General features: G+C 72.6%; 21 protein-coding genes and 1 pseudogene. 7 read left to right on the forward strand and 15 right to left on the reverse strand.

The window, feature by feature from the left end:
* The first annotated feature begins 18 nt into the window (after positions 1-18).
* The gene (locus tag AH6_RS45720; protein ID WP_067474568.1) at positions 19-618 is read left to right on the forward strand and encodes a TetR/AcrR family transcriptional regulator; all 600 of its coding nucleotides are present in this window, start codon (positions 19-21) and stop codon (positions 616-618) included.
* Between the two features lie 34 nt (positions 619-652).
* Here AH6_RS45720 and AH6_RS45230 read toward each other — a convergent pair.
* A pseudogene (locus AH6_RS45230) lies at positions 653-2743 on the reverse strand (MMPL family transporter); the annotation flags it as partial.
* A gap of 145 nt (positions 2744-2888) precedes the next feature.
* Here AH6_RS45230 and AH6_RS05610 point away from each other — a divergent pair.
* Positions 2889-3473, forward strand: coding sequence for a TetR/AcrR family transcriptional regulator (locus AH6_RS05610; RefSeq protein ID WP_067474570.1), 585 nt, complete (start codon positions 2889-2891; stop codon positions 3471-3473).
* Here the strand turns inward: AH6_RS05610 and AH6_RS05615 are convergent.
* The 10 genes from AH6_RS05615 to AH6_RS05660 form a co-directional block, all read right to left on the reverse strand.
* Positions 3470-3844 carry a VOC family protein gene (locus AH6_RS05615; protein WP_067474573.1) on the reverse strand — a complete coding sequence of 125 codons (375 nt, stop codon included), beginning with the start codon at positions 3842-3844 and terminating at the stop codon, positions 3470-3472. The genes AH6_RS05610 and AH6_RS05615 overlap by 4 nt on opposite strands.
* Positions 3845-3903: 59 nt before the next feature.
* Positions 3904-4758, reverse strand: a complete 855-nt coding sequence (locus tag AH6_RS05620; RefSeq protein ID WP_067474575.1) for a phosphotransferase family protein — start codon at positions 4756-4758, stop codon at positions 3904-3906.
* Positions 4759-4785: 27 nt separating this feature from the next.
* Entirely contained in the window at positions 4786-5151 is a 366-nt protein-coding gene (locus AH6_RS05625; RefSeq protein ID WP_067474578.1) for a DUF4345 family protein, read from the reverse strand.
* Positions 5152-5299: 148 nt separating this feature from the next.
* Complete coding sequence (locus tag AH6_RS05630) at positions 5300-6403, reverse strand: hypothetical protein (protein WP_067474581.1); 1104 nt, start codon at positions 6401-6403, stop codon at positions 5300-5302.
* A 238-nt stretch (positions 6404-6641) separates the two neighbouring features.
* On the reverse strand, positions 6642-8219 hold the full coding sequence (locus tag AH6_RS05635) for a fused response regulator/phosphatase (RefSeq protein WP_067474583.1): 1578 nt from the start codon (positions 8217-8219) through the stop codon (positions 6642-6644).
* On the reverse strand, positions 8209-9945 hold the full coding sequence (locus AH6_RS05640) for an ATP-binding response regulator (RefSeq protein ID WP_067474586.1): 1737 nt from the start codon (positions 9943-9945) through the stop codon (positions 8209-8211). Before AH6_RS05640 ends, AH6_RS05635 begins: the two co-directional genes overlap by 11 nt.
* Before the next feature lie 7 nt (positions 9946-9952).
* Positions 9953-10990 (reverse strand): ATP-binding SpoIIE family protein phosphatase, encoded by a 1038-nt coding sequence (locus tag AH6_RS05645; protein WP_067474589.1) that lies wholly within the window; start codon positions 10988-10990, stop codon positions 9953-9955.
* Positions 10978-11388 carry an anti-sigma regulatory factor gene (locus AH6_RS05650; protein WP_067474592.1) on the reverse strand — a complete coding sequence of 137 codons (411 nt, stop codon included), beginning with the start codon at positions 11386-11388 and terminating at the stop codon, positions 10978-10980. Before AH6_RS05650 ends, AH6_RS05645 begins: the two co-directional genes overlap by 13 nt.
* Positions 11385-11774 carry an STAS domain-containing protein gene (locus AH6_RS05655; RefSeq protein WP_169807802.1) on the reverse strand — a complete coding sequence of 130 codons (390 nt, stop codon included), beginning with the start codon at positions 11772-11774 and terminating at the stop codon, positions 11385-11387. The genes AH6_RS05650 and AH6_RS05655 overlap by 4 nt, the downstream gene beginning before the upstream one ends.
* A complete protein-coding gene (locus tag AH6_RS05660) occupies positions 11774-12631 on the reverse strand; it encodes an STAS domain-containing protein (protein ID WP_067474594.1) in 858 nt (285 codons plus the stop codon). The genes AH6_RS05655 and AH6_RS05660 overlap by 1 nt, the downstream gene beginning before the upstream one ends.
* Positions 12632-12728: 97 nt before the next feature.
* Here AH6_RS05660 and AH6_RS44575 point away from each other — a divergent pair, with 97 nt between their 5' ends.
* On the forward strand, positions 12729-13064 hold the full coding sequence (locus AH6_RS44575) for an STAS domain-containing protein (protein WP_067474597.1): 336 nt from the start codon (positions 12729-12731) through the stop codon (positions 13062-13064).
* Between the two features lie 139 nt (positions 13065-13203).
* Here AH6_RS44575 and AH6_RS05670 read toward each other — a convergent pair whose 3' ends face one another.
* Positions 13204-14154, reverse strand: a complete 951-nt coding sequence (locus AH6_RS05670) for an SDR family NAD(P)-dependent oxidoreductase (RefSeq protein WP_067474600.1) — start codon at positions 14152-14154, stop codon at positions 13204-13206.
* A 55-nt stretch (positions 14155-14209) separates the two neighbouring features.
* Here AH6_RS05670 and AH6_RS05675 point away from each other — a divergent pair, with 55 nt between their 5' ends.
* The 3 genes from AH6_RS05675 to AH6_RS05685 all read left to right on the forward strand — a co-directional run bounded on the left by AH6_RS05675 (position 14210) and on the right by AH6_RS05685 (position 16184).
* Complete coding sequence (locus tag AH6_RS05675; RefSeq protein ID WP_067474603.1) at positions 14210-14635, forward strand: MerR family transcriptional regulator; 426 nt, start codon at positions 14210-14212, stop codon at positions 14633-14635.
* A 140-nt stretch (positions 14636-14775) separates the two neighbouring features.
* Positions 14776-15543 (forward strand): CoA transferase subunit A, encoded by a 768-nt coding sequence (locus AH6_RS05680; RefSeq protein WP_067474615.1) that lies wholly within the window; start codon positions 14776-14778, stop codon positions 15541-15543.
* Entirely contained in the window at positions 15543-16184 is a 642-nt protein-coding gene (locus AH6_RS05685; protein ID WP_067474618.1) for a CoA transferase subunit B, read from the forward strand. The genes AH6_RS05680 and AH6_RS05685 overlap by 1 nt, the downstream gene beginning before the upstream one ends.
* Positions 16185-16195: 11 nt before the next feature.
* Here AH6_RS05685 and AH6_RS45725 read toward each other — a convergent pair whose 3' ends face one another.
* Positions 16196-16468, reverse strand: coding sequence for a hypothetical protein (locus AH6_RS45725; RefSeq protein WP_067474621.1), 273 nt, complete (start codon positions 16466-16468; stop codon positions 16196-16198).
* Positions 16469-16617: 149 nt separating this feature from the next.
* Positions 16618-17718, reverse strand: coding sequence for a methyltransferase domain-containing protein (locus tag AH6_RS05695; RefSeq protein ID WP_067474982.1), 1101 nt, complete (start codon positions 17716-17718; stop codon positions 16618-16620).
* A 327-nt stretch (positions 17719-18045) separates the two neighbouring features.
* On the opposite strand from AH6_RS05695, the gene AH6_RS05700 reads away from it, so the two are divergent.
* Positions 18046-19701, forward strand: coding sequence for a tannase/feruloyl esterase family alpha/beta hydrolase (locus AH6_RS05700; RefSeq protein WP_067474624.1), 1656 nt, complete (start codon positions 18046-18048; stop codon positions 19699-19701).
* A gap of 21 nt (positions 19702-19722) precedes the next feature.
* Here the strand turns inward: AH6_RS05700 and AH6_RS05705 are convergent, their stop codons facing one another.
* A complete protein-coding gene (locus AH6_RS05705; RefSeq protein ID WP_067474628.1) occupies positions 19723-20337 on the reverse strand; it encodes a helix-turn-helix domain-containing protein in 615 nt (204 codons plus the stop codon).
* Positions 20338-20361: the final 24 nt, after the last annotated feature.

A 20361-nucleotide genomic window follows, 5' to 3' on the forward strand; every position in this document is an offset into this window, starting at 1 on the left:
TGTGGTACGACTGGCTGAATGAGCACCCGACGGCCCTACCACCACGGCTCGCTGCCCGAGACGCTGGTCGCGCACGCCGTCCGGTTGCTGGACGAGGCGGGCCCTGAGGCGGTGGTCGTCCGGGAGGTGGCGCGCCGGGCGGGGGTGTCCCCGTCGGCGCCGTTCCGGCACTTTCCGGACCGGGCGGCGCTGCTGGCCGCCGTCGCCGAGGCCGTCGCGGTGGACTTCGGCGAGATCCAGATGGCGGCGGTGGAGGCGGCCGACGCCGTGCCGTTCCGGGCGCTGGGCATGGCGTTCGTGCAGTACGCGCTGGACTACCCGCACCGGTTCGCGCTGCTGCGCGGCACCGTCTTCGGCGCGGATCGCACGCCCGCGCTGGAGGAGGGGCACCGCGCGTTCACCGGGCGCGTCACCGAACTGATCGTCGCGGGGCAGCGGCGCGGCGAGTTGCGGAAGGCCGATCCCGAGCTGGTCAGGATCGCGGCCCAGGCGCTGGTCTACGGCCTTTCGCAGATGTTCGTGGACGGCTATCTCGACGCGTCCCGGGCCGATGCGCTGATCGACCAGGTCGTCGACCTGTTCGGTCTGGGCGTCCTCGCGCCGGGCGGCGGGAAGTAGGGCGCGCCGGCCACAGGGCGCGGTCGCCGAGGAGGCGCACGATGGCGGGCACCAGCAGCGGCCGGATCAGGAAGGTGTCCAGCAGCACGCCGAACGCCATGGCGAAGCCGAACTGGAACAGCTCGCGGATCGGTTGCGTCATCAGCACGGCGAACGTCGCCGCGAGGATCAGGCCCGCCGACGAGACGACGCCGCCGGTGCGGGTGAGCGCGGCGCTGATGGCCTGCGCCGGTGGCGCGTTGCGCAGCTCCTGCTTGAACCGGCTCATGAGGAAGATGTTGTAGTCCACGCCGAGCGCGACGAGGAAGACGAAGATGTAGGCGGTGACGCGGTTGCCGATGCCCTCGTCGCCCAGGACGGTCACGGTGAGGAAGGTGGTGACGCCCAGCGTGGCCAGGAACGACAGGACGAGCGTCGCCACCAGGTAGAGCGGTGCGAGCAGCGACCGCAGCAGCAGGATCAGGACCGCCGTGACGATGGCCAGGACCAGCAGCACGATGGCGGTCGTGTCGCGGTCGAGGGCCGAGCGGATGTCGGCGTTCTGGGCCGTCTCGCCCGTGATGAGCACCGTGGCGTCCGCGGCACCGGCGGCCTGGGCCGCGTCCCGTGCGGTCTTCTTGAGCGGGCCGACGGCGTCGAGCGCCTCAGAGCTGTAGGGATCGAGGTCGAGGGCGACGTCGTAGAAGGCCGTCTTGCCGTCCGGGCCGAAACGGGGCTGCTTCCCGACGCGGGAGACGTGGTCGGCGTCGGCGAGCGCGGTGACGATGCCTGCGGGGACGGGGCCGGAGCGCAGGTCGTTCTGGGACCGGACGATGACGGTGCTGGGCGCGATCTCACCAGGGCCGAACTCCTCCTGGATGAGCTGCTGCCCGCGCTCCGATTCGGTGGCGGCGCGGAAGCCGCTGAGCGAGTTGAAGCTCTCCTGGTAGCCGAGCAACCCGGCGCTCATCACCAGCAGCAGCGCGATCACGCCCGTGGCCACCCGGACCGGGGCGCGGGCGACGAGGTCGGCGACGCGGTGCCAGACGCCCGCGCCACGGCTGCGCTCGGCGGCCTTGGCCACACCGCCCGGCCAGAAGACACTTCCGCCCAGCAGCAGGACCAGGGCCGGAATGAAGGTGAACGCCACCAGCGCCATGACCGCGACGCCGAGCGCGAGGTACGGCCCGAAGCCGTGCAGCGCCGGGGAGGCCGCCACGAGCAGGGCGAACATGGCGAGCACGATGGTGGACGCGCTGGCGAGCACGGACTCGGCCGTCCGGCGCACCGCCGTCTGCATCGCGCGCGGGCGGTCCGGCTCGTCGAGCAGGGCCTCGCGGTACCGGGCGGTGATGATCAACGCGTAGTCCGTGCCCACGCCGAACAGCAGGACCGTCATGATCGAGGCGGTCTGGGAGCTGACGGTGATGGCTCCGGCGTCCGCCAGGAGCGCGCCGGTCGCCTCCGCCACGCGCATCGCGACGCCGACGGCGAGCAGCGGCACCAGCGCCATCAGCGGCGAGCGGTAGATGACCAGCAGCAGCACCAGGACGAGCAGGATCGTCGCCAGGAGCATGACCTTGTCGCCGCCGCTGAAGACCTTCACGGTGTCGGTGGCGATCCCGGCCGGACCGGTCACGGCGACCTCGGCGGGTCCGGCGCGGTCGGCGGCGAGGGCGCGCACGTCGTCGACGGCCTTCTGGAAGGACTTGTCGGAGGGGCTGCCGGTCATGGGCACGATGACGAGCTGCGCGCCACGGTCCCGCGAGACCAGCTCGGCCGCGGCGGCGGGGGCCGTCACGGTGGAGACCACGCCTGCGACCTGGCGGGGCCGGGCGGTGCCCGACAGCGCCGAGGTGATGTCCGCGACGGCCTTCGCGGCGGCGTCGGGGCCCTCGCCGCGCACCACGATGATCGCGGGCGTCGTGTCCTGGCCCGGGAGCTGCGTGCGGACGAGGTCGCGGGCCTTCATGGAGTCGGAGGCGGCGGGCGGGAGGTTGGCGGAGGCGTTGTCCTCCACGGACTTCAGGTCGGGGGCGACACCGGCGAGCAGGCCCGCCGCCAACACCCAGAACGCGACCACGGCGGCGGCGCGTCTTCTCGATCCCAGGAGTCCCCGGAGCAGGCGGGAGTACATCGGTTGCATCGGGCGGCCTTCGGCAGGGGGCACGGATGAAACTTAGCGACAGGGGTGTCGCTAAGATGGCGTCAAGCTAACACGGTGCCGCCCGTGCTCCGGACGCGGGGTAGATTGGCGCGGGACGGCGCGGCGCCCGGACGGAGCGGAGGACATGCCGAAGATCCAGGCAGGCAGCCTCCGCGAGCACCGGGCCCAGCGGCTCGCGCAGCTCATCGACGCGGCCGAGGCGATCCTGAACGAGGGCGGCGTCGAGGCCCTCACCGCCGGCGCGGTCGCCGCGCGGGCGGGCATCGCGCGCAACAGCATCTACCGCTACTTCGACTCGATCGAGGACCTGCTGGAGCTGGTCGTGACGCGGGAGTTCCCCGCGTGGATCGACTCCGTGGAGCGGGCGATCGCGGCCGAGAGCGCGCCCGAGGAGCGGGCGGCCGCCTACGTGCGGGCCAACCTCGAACAGGCGGCGCGCGGCACCCACGGCTGGCGGGCGTCGCTCTCGCGCGGCTCGTTGTCGCAGTCGGCGCGGGAGCGCGTGAAGGATCTGCACGGCTCGCTGCACCGGGCGCTCGCCGAGGTCATCGACGAGCTGGGACGTCCGCAGCCGGAACTGACCGTCGCCGTGCTCCAGGCCGTGGTCGACGCGTGCATCCGGCGGATCGACCAGGGCGACGACCTGGCGACGGTGGCCGACTTCGCGTCAAAGGCCACGCACCGGCTGCTGGCCGAGGACCACCCCTAAGAGACGCGCTCCTGGAGCAGGCAGAACTCGTTCCCCTCCGGGTCGGCGAGCACGTACCAGGACTCGTCGCCGCTCTGCCCGACGTCGGCGCGTTGCGCGCCTGCGGCGAGGAGGCGTTCGAGCTCGGCTTCCTGGTCGCGGTCGGTGACGCTGACGTCGAGGTGCAGGCGCAGCTTGCCGTTCTTGGGCTCGTCGGTCCGGCTGAGGATCAGGATGGGCTGGAGGCCACCGAACCCCCCTTCCCGGGGCCCGATCGCGATATCGCCGTCTTCCCGCTCCAACTCTACGAAGTCCAGAATCTCGCACCAGAAACTGGCGAGCTTCTCGGGCTCACGGCAATCCAACACGAGTTCTGTAATACGGCACGCCATGCGCTACTCCTACCCCAGCAGCCCCACGACGCACCCCAAGTTTTCCGCGCGGAGGTCGATCAGCCCTGCCACGCCCTGGCCGTCTGCGCGCGCAGCAGTGGCAGTGGACTGTCGCTCGCGTCGCGCAGGCGCTCGTCGAGGCGGAGCAGCGTCTCGCAGCGGGCCAGGAACACCCCGGCCAGCGCCGTCGCGTGCGTGTGACCGGCCTCGATCGCGATCTGGGCGGCGGCCGGGGCACCGACCGAGATCGCCAGCCCGGCGACGTCCCGGGCCGGGTCGGCCAGCTCGGCGTCGGCCCAGTCCAGGACGCCTGCCAGCGCACCGTCGGAGCGCACCATCAGGTGTTCGCCCTTCAGATCGGCGTGGGCCAGGACCGGGGGCGCGGTTTCCTGTAGCGGCGGTCGCAGCGGTGTCGCGGCGACCGCTTCGGTGCCGAGAAGGCGAAGCCGGGCTTGTTCGGCACAGGCCGCCAGTCGTTCCCATTCAATCGGCTGCCCGGCGGGCACGTCGAGCGCCGCCGCGTCGGCGACGGGGATCGAGCGCAACGCCCGCAGGAGGGCGGCGAGCTGCTTTCTCCCGGCAGTGGAAAGGGCCTGCCTTTCGCCGGACGTGCCGTGCAGGCGGGTGTCGACGGTGAAGCCGCAGCCGGGAGCCCACCGGCCATGGGCGACGGAGCGCGGAAGGGGCACATCGGTGCGGGTGCGGATCAGGTCGCGCAACGCCAGTTCGCGCCGCTGGCGGAGGCTGGCCGCCTCGTCCGGTGCGAACCGTGCCACGTAGCGGTCGTCGACCCACCACGAGTGATGCTCTCCTCCTTCGCCGATGGGGCTCAGCCGTGGTGGGCGGTCCGTCTCCAGAGCGGACTGGATCAACGTGGCGACGTGGTCGGCGGTGAGCTCGTCGGGTGAGGCCATGCGGGCATTCTCCTCGTGGGTGCGCGGTCAGAGGGCGCACGCGACGAGCACGCCCGCTCCCGCCGTCTCCACCCAGAAGTAGAACCAGCACGGGTAGAACCCGCCGGGTCGTTCCACGCATCGGGCCACCAGCCGTCCGAACGCCATTCCGGCCAGGGCGGTCCCGATGGCCAGCGCGATGCCGTCGCGCATCTCCGTGCGGGCCACGGCCAGGACCAGTACGGCGGCGACGGCGATGCCGAAGCCGCCGTACACCGCGCGCACCTCGTTGCGGGCGTCGGCCGTCGCCGCCCGGAGCCCGAACGGCCCGACCAGCGCCGCCGGGGCCACCAGGCCGTACACCCCCATCGCGAGGAAGAACACCGCCATGCCGGCAACGGCCGCCTGCTCCATGATCGTCTCCTTGTCCGGTGGATCTGGAGCGATCATGGAGGGAGTGCCGGTGGCCGCGCTTCCACGAACGTGCTGCCGCACGTCGGCGCGCGCCGCGTCGCCTGGTCTCGTGTTCTCGTCCAGGACGCGGCGCGCGCCGACGTCGGGGTCAGCGCCTGCGCTCGATGAAGTAGCGGCCCGCGAGGGAGCTGTCCAGGCCGACCGACCAGATCGAGCGGGTTCCCGGCACGCGGGCCAGGTCGCGGATCCAGACGGCGGTGCCGGGGCGTCCCTCGCCGCTCTCGGTGGTCCAGCGGCCGCCGCTGTAGTGCAGGTAGCTCTTGTCGTCGTCGACCGTGCTCACCGAGACCCAGGCGCCCCCGTCACCGTCGTCGGCGAGCGTGGGGAAGTTGTACGCCTGCGGGTTCACCGGGATCGCCACCGACGTCCAGGTCTTCCCGTTCCAGTGCATGAGCTCGGGGGGCGTCGACGTGTAGCCGGTGTTCGCGCGGTAGGCCCAGACGCTCGTGGCCGAGACCGGCACGATCTTCGCGATGTAGGTGTTCTCCTTGGCCGGGTAGCGGATCGTGCGCCACCTGGTGCCGTCCCAGTGCAGCATGGCCTCGGTCGGGCCGGTCCCGGGGACGTCGCAGGTGCAGGCGATCCAGACGTCCTTCGCCGACCGGACGGCGACGGTGGAGGCGCTGACCATGGGCACCGGGGTGCTCCGGCGCGTCCACCGGCCGTTCTGGAAGCGCAGGGCGACGGCCTTCTTCGCGCGCGTGTCGTACCCGACCGACCAGGCCGGCGCGCCGGGCGCGGCCGAGACGATCTGCAGGTACGTGGGCAGCGGGGAGGGCATGGTCGGCCGGACCCCGGCCGGGTACCCGACCCTGCGCCACTTGGCGCCGTCCCAGTGGAGCGCGGGCGAGCCCTCCTCGTTCAGGTAGATGCCCCAGGCTTTCCGGGGTCCGGCGGCGGCGAGGTCGACGACCTGGCCCGTGCCCGGCGGCAGCGCCTGACGCTTCCACTGCCGGCCGTCCCAGGCCAGCATGACGGGCGTCCCGCTGGAGGTCGCGTTCTCGATCCCGGCCGCCCACGCGGCCTGCGGCCCGGCGGCCGCCACCTCGGTCAGCACGCCGAGGCCGGTGAGGGACGGGGTGGGGACGTTCTCCCATTGCGGGGGCGCCGCGGTGGCGGTGGTAGGCACGAGCAGCAGGCCGGCGAAGGCGGCGGTCCCGGCGGTGACGCGGAGAACCGGATGTCCTGGCATGAAGCCTCCCGAACGGTCAGGTGATCCCTGATGTGATCTTGCCGCCATTTGCTGGCAAGGTCTGGGTCCTGCCTACCCCAAGATCGAACAGATAAATAGACGCAACTGTTCTTATGGCTGGATCGGGCCACCGTTCCAGGCGACGGATCGGACATCGGTTCGGTCCCGAGAACCAGCAGGGTCCTTCAAGGTCGACCGGCGGTTGAGAAGTGTGGCATCGGCGCGTTCCGACGCCGGGTCAGGACGGGTCGCGGCGTAGCACGATCAGGGCGACGTCGTCCTCGCGGTGGCCGAACTCGTCCAGCACCCGGTCGCTGTACTTCTCCACGTCGTCTTCCGGCGGCATGAGCCGCAGCCGTTCCAGGTTGTCGGTCAGCAGCACGCCGCGGTCCTCGATCAGGCCGTCGGTGAACAGCGCGACCACGCCGCCGGGCTCGACGGCCGTGCGCTCGACGTGCACGTCGCTGAACGGGAAGCCCAGCAGCACCCCGCCGCCCTCGCCGAACCACGACGCGCCGCCCTGGTGGAACAGCGGCGGCAGGTGGCCCGCGCTGGCGACCCGCAGGGCCCCGGTGGCCGGGTCCAGCGTCATGATGCAGACGGTCGCGGACTGGTCGTCGTGGTAGCGCTCGAACACGCTGTTCAGCCGGACCAGGATCGTCTCGGCGTCGTGCCCCTCGTCGGCGAAGGCGCGCAGCGCGTGCCGCACCTCGGCCATCACCGTCGCGGCGCGCAGCGAGTGGCCCTGGACGTCGCCGATGGCGATCAGCAGGTGGTCCCCGAAGTCCAGCACCTCGTAGAAGTCGCCGCCGATCTCGGCCTGGTCGCTGGCGGGCTCGTAGCGGACCGTGATCGTCCAGCCCGGCACGGGCGGCAGCCGGGTCGGCAGCAGGCTGCGCTGGAGGGTCAGCGCGATCGCGTGCTCCTCGACGTAGGAGCGCAGCGCCTCCACGGCCAGCGCGACGGTCTGGCCGAGCTGGCGCAGCAGGTTGCCCTCGTCCTCGCCCAGGGCGTCCCGGCATCGGACGCTCAGGCAGATCGGCGGGCGGCCGGCCTTGGTGCGCGAGAGCACCAGCGCCACGTCGCCGCCCGCCTCGTTGTCGGGCAGGATCGCGCGCAGGGCCTCCTGCGTGACGGTGGCCACCGCCGAGCCGGTGCGCGCGCCGAGCGGCACGAGCCCGCCGAGCTGCTCCAGGGTGTCGGCGGGGCTCGTCTTCGGCGTCGGCGGGACGCGGGGGTCGCGGCACACCGTGCGGCGCAGCCGCCCGTCCACCGGCAGGATGAACGAGGCCGCGGGCGCGCCGAACAGCTCGGCGGCGCCCACCGCGGCGGCGCTGGCGAGCTGGTCGAAGGTCTCGGCGGAGTTCACCGCCAGCGTGGTGCGGGTGAGGCTGGCCAGCCGCTCGGCCATGCGCTCGGCCCGCCGCCGGGCCACGTAGTAGCGCAGCACCGCCTCGACGGTGGCGAGGAACTCCTCGGGGTCGATGGGGTCGGTGAGGTAGGCGTCGGCGCCCTGCTGGAGGCCGTAGGTGCGGTCGGAGGTCGCGATCGCGGTCGCGGAGATGTGGATGACGGGCAGCGACGCGGTCGCGGGCGCGGACTTGATGCGCTCGCAGACCTCGATGCCGCTCATGTCGGGCAGCCGCACGTCCAGGACCACCAGGCCGACCTCGTGCTCGGCCAGCCGCTGCCAGGTCTCGGCGGCCGAACCCGCCTCGATCACGGTGTGCCCGGCGCGGCGCAACCAGCTGCTGATGATGTAACGCTTGGCGGCGGTGTCGTCGACGACCAGGACCGTCGCCCGTTCAGTCCGCATTCGTTCCTTCCGTGGACTCCATCGCCCGCTGCACCGCTTCGCGCAGGGCGTCGGAGTCCAGCCGTGCCTTGTCCAGTGTCGCGTTCGCCCGGTCCGCCCGGGGGTCGCCGAGCGCCCGCAGGTCCACGTCGGTCATCAGGACGACCGGCGTCTCCGGGGGCAGGCGGTCCAGCACGTCGAGGCCGTCGGTCCCGGGCATCCGCAGGTCGAGCAGCACCAGGTCCGGCGGGTCGGCCTCGGCGCGGGCGAGCGCGGCGGGGCCGTCGGGGGCCTCGCTGACGCGGGACGCGGACCCGGCCAGCAGCTCGCGCAGCCGGCGGCGGTCGCCGTCCTCGTCGTCGACGATCAGGACGTGCCCGACGTTCAGCTCGCGGCTGGGCGGGGGCGGCGGGCCGGGCGGGAGCAGCAGCGTCACGGTGGTGCCCTCGCCCGGCGCGCTCTCCAGGTCGAGGTCGCCGCCGAGCAGCTTGGCGAGCCGCAGCGCGTAGGGGAGGCCGAGTCCGGTCCCGCCCCGCGTGCCGGGCGTCTGGTAGAACTCCTCGAACACCCGCTGCTGGTGCTCGGGCCCGATGCCCACGCCGGTGTCGGCGACCTCGACGGCCAGGCCGTCGTCCCCGGTCCGGACGGTGACGCGGACCCCGCCCTCGGGGGTGAACTTGATGGCGTTGCCGATGAGGTTGCGCAGGATGCGGGTCAGCATCATCTCGTCGCTGATCAGCCACAGCGCGCCGGGCGGGAGGCCGATGTCCAGGGTGATGCCGGCCTCGGCGGCGGCCGGGCCGAGCTGGGCGGCGATCTGGTCGAGCACCGCCCGCAGGTCGGTGTCGGCGAGCTGGGGCACCAGCCCGCCCCGCTCGGCCTTGGCGAAGTCCAGCAGCTCGTTGACCAGCGACAACAACGTGTGGCCCGAGTCGGCGATCATCTCGACCTGGTGGTGCTGCTCGCCGCTCAGCGGGTCGGCCGACCCGTCCAGCAGCAGCCGGGCGAGGCCGATGACCGAGTTCACCGGCGTGCGCAGCTCGTGGCTCACGTTGGACCAGAAGCGCGTCCTGGCCTCGGCGACCTCGCGGAGCTGCTGGCCCTTGTCGTCCAGCTCGGCGTAGAGGGCGACGACGCCGCGGTTGGTCTCCTCCAGCTCGTCGGAGAGCTGGTTGTACAGGGCGAGCACGCCCTGGTTGGTCTCCTCCAGCTCGGCGTTGAGGACGCGCAGGTCCTCGCGCTGGCGGCGGATGTCCTCCAGCGCGTCGATCAGCTCGGCGTTCTGCGCCCGCAGCTCCTCGATGGCCGAGACCGGCATGAGCTTGGTGAGCGTGGCCCGGATGCCGGTCAGGGCGGCCTCGTCCGGCGCCGGGACCTCGGGCGGCGTCTCCTTGCGGAGCCGCACGACGGTGCGCCGCCCGTCGCCCTGCCCCGCCGTCCGCTCCTCGACCGAGTCGACCAGGCGCGCCGCCGCGGCCGTGCCCTCCCCCGGCGGGCGCGCGCCCGCGGGCGCGCCGAACTCGAACTCCACGACCAGCGCGGGCCGCGGCGCGGTGACGACGACGAAGCTGACGACCGGCGCGCCGGAGGCGATCAGCTCGCGGCCGAGCTCGCTGACCGCGGTGGCCATCCGCACCTGGTCGGAGGTGTCCAGCCGGAGCGCCGCGGCCGTCTCGCGCGCCGCGCGCCGCACCGTGAAGATGTCGTCGACGTCGCGGATCTCGAAGCGCCGCAGCCGGTGTTCCACGGCCGGCTCACCCGGCCCGGACCGCGACGATCGACGCGTCGTCGTTGCGCACCCCGGCGTCGCGCAGCAGGGTGGCGGCGACGAGCACCGGCCGCCGGGTGAACAGCCCCGGGTAGTCCTTCGGGTTCCAGCGTTCGGTGAGGCCGTCGGAGTGCAGCACCACGGTGGCGTCCGGCGGCAGGTCGTAGTGGTGCTCGCGGATCGTGCGGGCCTCGTGCCCGGCGATGCCGGGGGTCGAGATCATGCCGCGCCGGCCGTCGGGGGTGACGATCCAGCCCGAGACGTTGCCGAGCCCGGCGAACCGCACCCGCCCGGCGGCGAAGTCGATCTCCGCGACCGACACCGCGCCGCCCCGGGTGGGCGCCAGCCTGCGGTGGATCTCCTTGAGGAGTCCGGCGGGCCCGGCCGCCAGGTCGCGCCCGTGGACGGCCCGGACGGCCTCCTGGGAGGCGCGCTGGGCGAGCGGGCCGTGGCCGAGGCCGTCGCAGAGCATGACGTGGGTGACGCCCTCGCCGGTGTGGACGGCGTAGCTGTCGCCGCACACCTGCTCGCCGGGCTTCGGCCTGGTCAGCCCGCAGTGGGCGGCGGTGAGCGGGCGCTCGGCCTCGACGGCGAACCGGGCGGTGAGCACCGAGCCGCGCCGGGGGATGGAGTGCAGGTCGCTGCTGTCGGCGAGCCGGGAGATCGCGCCCAGGCCGACGCCGAGGGTGCCGCTGGTGGAGTAGCCGTCGAGCATCGACCGGGACACGTCGGTGATCCCCGGGCCGCTGTCCAGGCAGACGAACTCGATCGCGGCGACGCCGCCGGTCCGGGCGACCCAGACGCCGATCACGCCGTTGACGGCGTGCTTGTGCAGGTTGGAGGCGGCCTCGCTGACCGCCAGTTCGAGCCGGGCGAGCCGGTCCTCGGGGAAGCCGAGCCGGCCGGCCAGGGCCGTCACCCGGCGGCGCACCCCGGCGACCGCGCTGAGCTCCTCGACCCGGAGCCACATCGTCTCTTCGGCGGGCGGGCTGACCGACCATCCGGTATCGGTCAGCGGCGCCATTTGGTCACTGTGATCGTGGTGCCCTGTCCCACCGCTGTCTCCAAGTCGAACGCGTCCACCAGGCGCCGTGCGCCGGTGAGTCCCAGGCCCAGCCCTTGGCCGCTCGTCCAGCCGTCGGTGAGCGCGAGATCCACGTCCGCTATACCCGGGCCCTCGTCGCGAAACACGATGCGGACGCCGGCGCGGCCGCGCTCGTCGGTCACCTGGCTGACCAGGGCCTCGCCGCCCCCGCCGTAGACCAGGGTGTTGCGGGCCAGCTCGCTGGCGGCGGTGACCACCTTGGTCTGGTCGACCAGCGACAACCTGGCGGCGCCGGCGGCGGTGCGGGTCGCCTGGCGGACGCGCACCACGTCGTCGCCGGTCGCGATGGGGATCTCGACGTCGTCGGACGTGGTCACCGAATGTCCCGCAGTGCCCTGGCCGTCTGGCTGACGCCGTCGGCGTTCAGCAGGGCCAGGCCCTTCTCCAGGTCCAGGGCGGTGCGCACGCCGCCGAGCGACAGGCCGAGCTCGACCAGCGTGATGGCCACCGCCGGGCGCATGCCGACCACGACCGTCTCGGCGTCCAGCAGCCGCGACATGGAGGCGATGGTGGCGAACATCCGGCCGATGAAGGAGTCGACGATCTCCACGGCGGTGATGTCGATGATGACGCCACGGGCGCCGGTGCTCACGATCCGCTCGGCGAGGTCCTCCTGGAGCGCCAGCACCGACTGGTCCTGCAGGTCGATCTGGATCGACACCAGCAGGATGTCGCCGATCTTGAGAACGGGGACCCGGTCCATCAGGCTTGGCCTCCACTGATGATCTGCACGCCGCTCTGCCGCAACACGTGCGCGAGGGCGTCGGCCAGCGTGGCCTTGGTGACGATGTCGGCGAACTCGATGCCCAGCGTCACGATCGTGTGCGCGATCTGCGGCCGGATGCCGGAGATCACGCATTCGGCGCCCATCAGCCGGGCCGCCACCACGGTCTTCAGCAGGTGCTGGGCGACCTCGGTGTCGACGGCCGCGACGCCGGTGATGTCGATCACCGCGTACCGGGAGCCGGTGTCGACCAGCGTCTGGAGCAGGCTCTCCATCACCACCTGGGTGCGGGCGGAGTCCAGCGTGCCGATCAGCGGCACCGCGACGATGCCGTCCCAGAGCTTCACCACGGGCGTGGACAGCTCCAGCAGGCTCTCGGCCTGGTCGGCGATCACCTGCTCGCGGGCGGCGGCGAAGGTCTCGAAGGTGTGCAGGCCGAGGTCGTCCAGGACCGAGGAGAACAGGACGAACTCGCGGTAGGTCTTGGCGTCGGCGTCGACGTCGGCCTTCTCCTCCAGGAGGGAGAAGAGGGCCTGCTTGAGGGCGAACACGCTGACGGCGGTCTCCGACGGGGTGAATCCCTGGCGGGCGCGCGAGCGCGACAGGTCGGCGAGCATCGACCGCAACTCGTCGGCCGCGGTGCCGGCGGGACCGTCGGCGGCCTGCCGCACGAGCAGCCCGTACAGCTCCTCCGACTCGTGGCGCAGTTCACGCTCGGTGATGCGGCCGCGCACCGTGCCCGCCACCGCGGCCACCCAGCGCCCGAGCACGTCGTCCCGGTGCTCGGTGAGCAGCTGCGCGATTCGGGTTTGTCCTGCTGAGCCCGGCTGGGTCACTGAGTTTCCCTCACTTCGTCATCCACCACTCGTGGTGTCTAGGAGACTAGCGTCTCGAACGGTGGGAAACGCCCATACCCAGCTCGGAGAGGTCGTGATGAGCGAGCTATCACTCTCGGTCACGGAGACGGACGGACGGATCGTGATCACGGTCTCCGGAGACCTCGACATCACCTACGCCGCCCGGTTCACCGCGCTGGCCGCGGAGCAGGTGCCCGGCGGCGCGCGGGCGATCGTCGACCTCACGACCATGGAGTTCCTGGATTCGGCGGGCCTCGGCGCGCTGCTGAACCTGTGGAAGCGGCTGCAGCGCGGCGGCGGCGACATGGTGCTGGTCGGGGCCAGCTACCGGAGCGCGCGTGCGCTGTGGGTGACCGGCCTGGCCGATCGCCTGCCGCGCACCGACTCCCTTGAGGAGGCTCTGGAGCGCTGACCCGCGGCGTTGGCGGGGCGGTGCACGAACGCGTCCGGGCGGCCGGTACCGGCCGCCCGGACGCAGGTGGCCGCGCCTGCGCGCCGTCCACGTCGTTCGGGAGGTGGACGGCGCGGGGCGCGGCCAGCGCGTTGCGGGGTCAGGTGAAGGCGTCCAGGCCGGTCAGCTCGGCGGAGAGCTCCCACAGGCGGGCCGCGCCGTCCGGGTCGGTCGCCCAGGGCTTGACGCCGCCGATCAGCATGTCGTCGGTGGTGGCGGGGACGGCGACGTCGCAGTCCTGGCAGTACAGGCCGCCGAGGCCGTCCAGCAGCGGCGAGGTCGCCGCCCACACGGCCGTCGCCGCGCCCTGCCCGGGCGTCTTGAACCCGTCCGCCGGGCCGCCGTCCGGCTTGATCCATCCCTGGGCGACCTGCTCCTCGTGCGGGATGTGCCGCTGCAAGGGGGTCAGGATGCTGCCGGGGTGCAGCGAGAACGCCCGCAGGCCGCGGTCTGCTCCCAGGGCGTCGAGATGCAGGGCGAACAGGGCGTTGGCGGTCTTGGACTGGGCGTAGGCGAGCCAGCGGTCGTAGCCGTCGCGGAAGTGCGGGTCGTCCCACCGGACGCCGCCGAGAAAATGCCCCGACGAGGCCACCGCCACCACCCGCGACCGGGGTACCAGCGCCGGGAGCAGGCGGTTGACGAGCGCGAAGTGCCCGAGGTGGTTGATCGCGAAGTGCGCCTCCCAGCCCGGCCCCACGCGCGTCTCGGGGCAGGCCATGACACCGGCGTTGTTGATGATCGCGTCGAGGGCGCGACCGAACTCCAGGAAACGGTCGCAGAACCTGCGGACGCTCTCCTGGTCCGCCAGATCCAGGGCGTGCACCTCGGTGCCCGGGACGCCGCGCAACGCCTCGTCGGCCGTGCCGGTCCGGCGCGCGGGCACGACGACGCGGGCACCGGCCCCGGCGAGCGCGCGCGTGATCTCCAGGCCGAGCCCGGAGTAGCCGCCGGTGACCAGGACGGTCCGGCCGGTCAGGTCGATCCCGGCCACCACCTCTTCCGCCGTGCTGCGCGCGCCGAACCCCGAATTGATCTTCTGCTGTGCCGTCATGCCGGGAACGCTAGGAGCTAGAGTGCGATCTAGGTCAAGCTCTACGATCACGGGCATGACCAGGGATGCGGAGGGCCTGTCCATCGGGCAGGTGGCGGAGGCGACCGGACTGAGCGTGCACGCGCTGCGCTTCTTCGAGCGCGAGGAACTGTTCCTGCGCCCCATTCCCCGCTCCGGCGGCGGCCAGCGGGTCTACGGTCCCGCCGATGTGGAATGGCTGCTGTTGTGCAACCGGCTTCGCGATTCCGGGATGCCGATCGCCGTGCTGAAGAAGTTCGCCGGGCTCGTTCGTTCGGGGCCGGGGAACGAGCCGGAACGGCTGGCGCTGCTGCGCGGGCACGAGCGCCGCGTCGAGGAGAGGATCGCCGGGTTGCAGGCCAACCTGGAGATCATCCGGACGAAGGTCTCCGTCTACGAGCGGCATGTCCGGGAGGGCACCGCCGCCGGGGTGTGGGCTCCGACGACTGATCCCGCCACCTGAGGGGTGTGGCGGAAGGCCATCCAGAATTCCGGATTGTGTGGTCGAAGACCATGGAAGGCGCTGCGGGCGAGGACTTCTAATTGCCGGTGCCACGGGGCCGTCGGAGCGGCCCGACCAGCCGGAACATGGAGAGGGCCCGCATGGACAAAGTGATCGCGACCGCCGCCGAGGCGGTGGCCGACATCGGGGACGGGGCCTCGCTGGCGGTGGGGGGCTTCGGCCTGTGCGGCGTCCCCGAGACGCTGATCCGCGCCGTGCACGAGCAGGGCGCGGGCCGGTTGCGGCTGGTCTCCAACAACTGCGGCGTGGACGGCCGGGGCCTCGGCATCCTGCTGGCGTCGGGGCGGGTCGAGCGCGTCACCGCCTCCTACGTCGGCGAGAACAAGGAGTTCGCCCGGCAGTACCTGGCCGGTGAGCTGGAGGTGGAGCTGATCCCCCAGGGCACGCTCGCCGAGCGGCTGCGCGCCGGTGGGACGGGCGTGCCCGCCTTCTACACCCCGGCGGGCGTCGGCACCCAGATCGCCGACGGCGGCCTGCCCTGGCGCTACGACGCGCACGGCGGCGTCGCCCTGGCCTCGCCGCCCCGCGAGACCCGCGTGTTCGACGGCCGCGAGCACGTCCTGGAGCAGGCGATCACCTGCGACTTCGCCCTGGTGCACGCCGCGCGCGGCGACCGGCACGGCAACCTGGTCTTCCGCCGCTCGGCCGCCAATTTCAATCCGCTGGCGGCGATGGCCGGGCGCGTCACCGTCGCGGAGGTCGAAGAGCTCGTCGAGCCGGGCGAGCTGGACCCCGACGAGATCCACCTGCCCGGCGTGTTCGTGCGGCGCGTCGTCGCGCTGACGCCCGAGCAGGCGGCCGACAAGGCCGTCGAACGCCGCACCGTCACCGAGAGGACCTCGTTCTGATGCCCTGGACCCGCGACCAGATGGCCGCCCGCGCCGCCGCCGAGCTGACCGACGGCAGCTACGTCAACCTCGGGATCGGGCTGCCCACGCTGATCCCCAACCACGTTCCGGCGGGCGTGCACATCGTGCTGCACTCGGAGAACGGCATCCTCGGCACCGGCCCCTACCCGACCGCCGACGCCGTGGACCCCGACCTGATCAACGCGGGCAAGGAGACGGTGACCGTCCTGCCGGGCGCGGGCTTCTTCGACTCGGCGCTGTCGTTCGGGATGATCCGCGGCGGGCACATCGACACCGCCGTGCTCGGCGCGATGCAGGTGTCGGCGCGCGGCGACCTGGCCAACTGGACGATCCCCGGCAGCATGATCAAGGGCATGGGCGGCGCGATGGACCTGGTGCACGGCGCGCGGCGCGTGCTGGTGCTGACCGACCACACCGCCCGGGACGGCAGCCCCAAGATCGTCGACGAGTGCACGCTGCCGCTCACCGGCCGGGGCTGCGTGCAGCGGATCATCACCGACCTGGGCGTCCTGGACGTCACGCCGGATGGCCTGCGGCTCGTCGAGACCGCGCCGGGCGTCACCTGGGACGACGTGCGGGCCGCGACCGGCGCGCCGATCCTGGTCCCCGAGCGGGCCTGACGCGCACGGCCTCAGTCGGCGACCTCGATCGCGAAAGCGTCCCGTGCCCCGCCCCTGCCCGCGTCGGTGAGATGGACGACGCGCGGCGAAGCGCCGTACCGCAACCAGCCCAGGTCGAAGAACCGGGCGGCCACCGCAGCGCCCAGAGCTCCGGCGAGATGGTGCCGCCGCTCGCTCCAGTCGACGCAGTGGCGCACCAGCGGCCGTCGCCCAGGGACCAGCGCGTCCACGTCGACGCCGAACGCGGTGAACCGCCCGGCTCCTTCGGGGGTCAGCTGGTACATCGCCTGCCTGCCGTAGGAACCGGGCTGGTCGGGGAACCTCGGCTACTACGGCATGCTCTACCTCCAGAACGAGCGCGTCCACGACGCGCTGGACGCCGGTCTCGCCCTGTCCTCCTGGCGAACCACAAAGACACGCACCGTCGCGAGGGTCAACCGATGACGCCGGGCCGGTCCAGCCAGACGCGATCACCCGTGGGCGTCACGGTCAGGCCGAACCGGTCGCGGCCGGGACTCCGGCGGGTGATCCAGCCGAAATAGGCCGTCACCGCCAGGTCCCACAGAGCCCGGTCTCCGCCCTGCTCGACCTCGAACGACTCACGACCCGGCTCGTAGCGAGCACTGGCCCACGCGTCCGGCCCCCACAGCCGCAAAACGTAGGCGTCCGCGTCGCGTTCACCTCTGGCGCATACGCCCGGCAGCGCGGCTCCCATCGCCAGGTCCGCGCCTGCTGGGGCATAGCCGATGGTCCGGGGGTCGATGTCGGTCGTCGAGACCTCACCGCGTCGGCCGGAAGTGTCCCATTCGGGGTGACGCTGCGCCCGCATCATCATGTAGGAGGCGTAACCGGTGAACCGGCCCACCGCCGTACCGTCCGGCATCACCACAAGCCGCAGTTCGTGACTGGAGCCGAACCCCGGATCGTAGGGCGTCACGATCACACCGCCGGGGCGGGTCTGCTCCACCCACGCGTAGGGCACCCGCGCGACCGCGCAAGTCGCGTGCACACGGTCGTAGGGCGCTCCCCGCGCCCAACCCTCGGCACCGTCCCCGACGACCAGCCGAGGCGCGCAGCCCGCCTGCTTGAGGTTGGCGGCGGCCCGCCCCGACACCGCAGGATCGACCTCTACCGTCGTGACGTTCTGCGAGCCGACCAGATGCGCCAGCAGGGCGGCGGTCCAGCCGGTACCGGTGCCCACGTCAAGGACACGATGCCCCGGCTCGACGTCCAGCAGCTCCAGGAGCGAGACGACGGTGCTCGGCGCAGACAACGACGAGGTGAAGCGCCCTGCACCGGCGGCAAGGTCGGTAGCGCCGTCATCGAGCTGGGTGATGATCGCATCGTCGCCGTAGACCAGGTCGAACCAGCCTTCGGGGTCGACCTTCTCGCTCACCGGATCGCCGTCGCCGGTCCAGGCCGTCGGCGGCGCGAACACGTGCCGGGGGACGTCATGCAGCGCCGCTCTGACGGGATCCTGCGTCAACCACCCGGCGACGGCCAGCCGCTCGATCAGCGCCTCGACACGCCGCATGACGTCTCCCATCAGCCGATCACTTCCCCCGCTTGCCGTCGCCCTTGTCCGCGAAGGAAGCCTCCCCCATGGGTCCCCGGCTACGGGCCGGATCGCCCCACCTCAGGCCCCCACTTGCACGCGGAGGCTCTACGGGCGTGGGCAGTGTGTGGGCGGGACACCGGCTCGCCGCCGAAATGTGGGTTCCGGCCACGTAGCTCCGGGTCTGGTCACCACCTAGCGTTCCCTGTCACAGCCGTTCGAGTGGCGCAGGTCACTTCGGGCGCGTGTCCGAGCCGTCCACCGAGCACACCGGTCCCCGCCAAGACCGCGTCCGGAAAGGCCGTCATGAATCGATACACGATCCTGCTCGCAGGAAGCGCCGTCGCGCTGGCCGGGCTCACGGCCGTCCCCGCCCAGGCCGCGTCTCCGTCCGCCAGCGAAGCCTGTACGGGTCTGGCGGGGGTGGCCATCCCCGCGTCGGCGATCGGCCTCGCGACCGGCGGCGGGCACGTGCGGCAGGCGACGCCCGTCCCGGCCTCCGGGCAGGGTGCTTCGGCCGTCGGCGAGCACTGCCGGGTGGACGCCGCCCTGCGCCCGGTGGACCCCGCCGCGCCCGACATCCTGATGCGGATCGCCCTGCCCACGGTCTGGAACGGCAAGGCCATGATGTTCGGCGGCGGCGGATACGACGGCACCATTCCCAACGTCGCAGGCAACGTGCCCTACGGCCCGGCCGACCAGCCGGTCCCGCTGGGGCGCGGCTACGCCACCTTCGCGAGCGACTCCGGGCACCAGGCGGCCCCCGACTTCCAGCCGGCCACGTCGCTCGACGGCTCGTTCGCCGCCAACGACGAGGCGCTGCGCAACTTCTCCGGCGACGCGCTCAAGAAGACCCGCGACGCGGCGCTCTACCTCGTCGGCAAACGGTACGGCGGGGCCCGGCCCGTCCACAGCTACTTCGCCGGTGGCTCCACGGGCGGGCGCGAGGCGCTCGCGGTCGCGCAGCGCTGGCCCCGCGACTTCGACGGCGTCATCGCGGTCTACCCGGCCTGGAACGCCGCGACGCTGGACCTGTTCTTCGGCTACCAAGCCAAGGTCCTGTCGCAGCCGGGCGCGTTCCCCGGACCGGCCGAGCAGGAGCTTCTGCACCGCAGCGTGATCAACGCCTGCGACGGCCGCGACGGCCTCCGCGACGGCGTCGTCTCCAACGAGCAGGGCTGCCGCTTCGACCCCCGCGTCCTGCGCTGCGCCGCCGACCACCCCGAGGACGGCACCTGCCTGACGGACCGGCAGATCCGCGCCGTCCGGGAACTGTCGTCGCCGCTGCGGCTGCCCTACCGGCTCGCCAGCGGCGAGACCGGCTACCCCGGCTTCCCGTTCCTGTCGGGCGCCGCGATGACCACGCCCCTGCTCGGCATGGGCACCACGGCCCCGGCCGACCCCATGCCCAAGACCAGCGGCTACGGCGTCCAGTTCTGGGACCAGTGGATTCGCTACGCCGTCACCCGGGACCCTGCCTACAACTCGCTGGCGGTCGATCCCCTCCGGCCCGGCAAGTGGCGCTCCCGCATCAGCGAACTGTCGGCGTTGCAGGACGTCAACGACCCGGACCTCAGCCGCTTCGCCAAGGCGGGCGGCCGCCTGTTCATCGTGCACGGCCTGGCCGACGAGCTGGTCAGCCACCGGTCCACGGCGCAGTACTTCGCCAGGGTGCGCGCGACGATGGGAGCCTCGGCGACGGCACGTTTCGCCCGCTTCTACACGGTGCCCGGAGCCAACCACGCCAACGTCAAGGCGACCTTCACCGCCGGATGGGACTCGCTCACCGCGCTGGAGAAGTGGGTCGAGAACTCCGCCGCTCCCCAACGCCCGGTCGTGACGGACACCAACCCGGCCGCCGCAGGACGCAGCCGCCCGCTGTGCGAGTACCCGACCTGGCCGCGCTACCGGGGCTCCGGCGACCCGAACAACGCCGCCAGCTTCACCTGCGCCCGCTTCTGATCATCCTCGGCGTAGCCCGCGTCAGGTCTCTGGCGCGGGCTTCGCCGGTTCGGAGCGTGCGCGCGGTTTGGCGCGGACGTGCATGCGCTCCCCCTGGCGGCCGAGCAGGTTGAGGACCTCGACGGGAGTCTCGCCGGTGGAGCCGAACCAGTGGGGCAGGCGGGTGTCGAACTCGGCGGCCTCCCCCGGCTCCAGAACGATGTCGTGCTCGGCCACGATGAGCCGCAGCCGCCCGGACAGCACGTAGAGCCACTCGTAGCCCTCGTGGGTGCACGGGTCGGGCCGGTTCTGCCCGGCTGGGATGATCGACTTCCACGCCTGGAGGGGCCCCGGGTGCGGCGTCAGCGGGACCACCGTGCGGCCGTTGTGGACTCGGGGCTTGGCGTGCACCCGGGGATCGCCGGTCGCGGGCGCGCCGACCAGCTCGTCCAGCGGCACCTGGTGCGCCTGCGCGATGGGCAGCAGGAGTTCCAGGCTGGGACGGCGCTGGCCCGTCTCCAGCCGGGACAGCGTGCTCTTGGAGATGCCGGTAGCCTCGGCCAGCGCGGACAGGCTCACGCCGCGCTTGGTGCGGATGCGCTTGAGGCGGGGGCCGACCTGGGCCAGCGTGGCGGCGATCGGGGAATGCTCGTCCATGCCGCCCATTCCACCGCCCGCGTC

The sequence above is a fragment of the Actinomadura hibisca NBRC 15177 genome (genome assembly GCF_001552635.1).
GTDB classification, from domain to species: domain Bacteria; phylum Actinomycetota; class Actinomycetes; order Streptosporangiales; family Streptosporangiaceae; genus Spirillospora; species Spirillospora hibisca.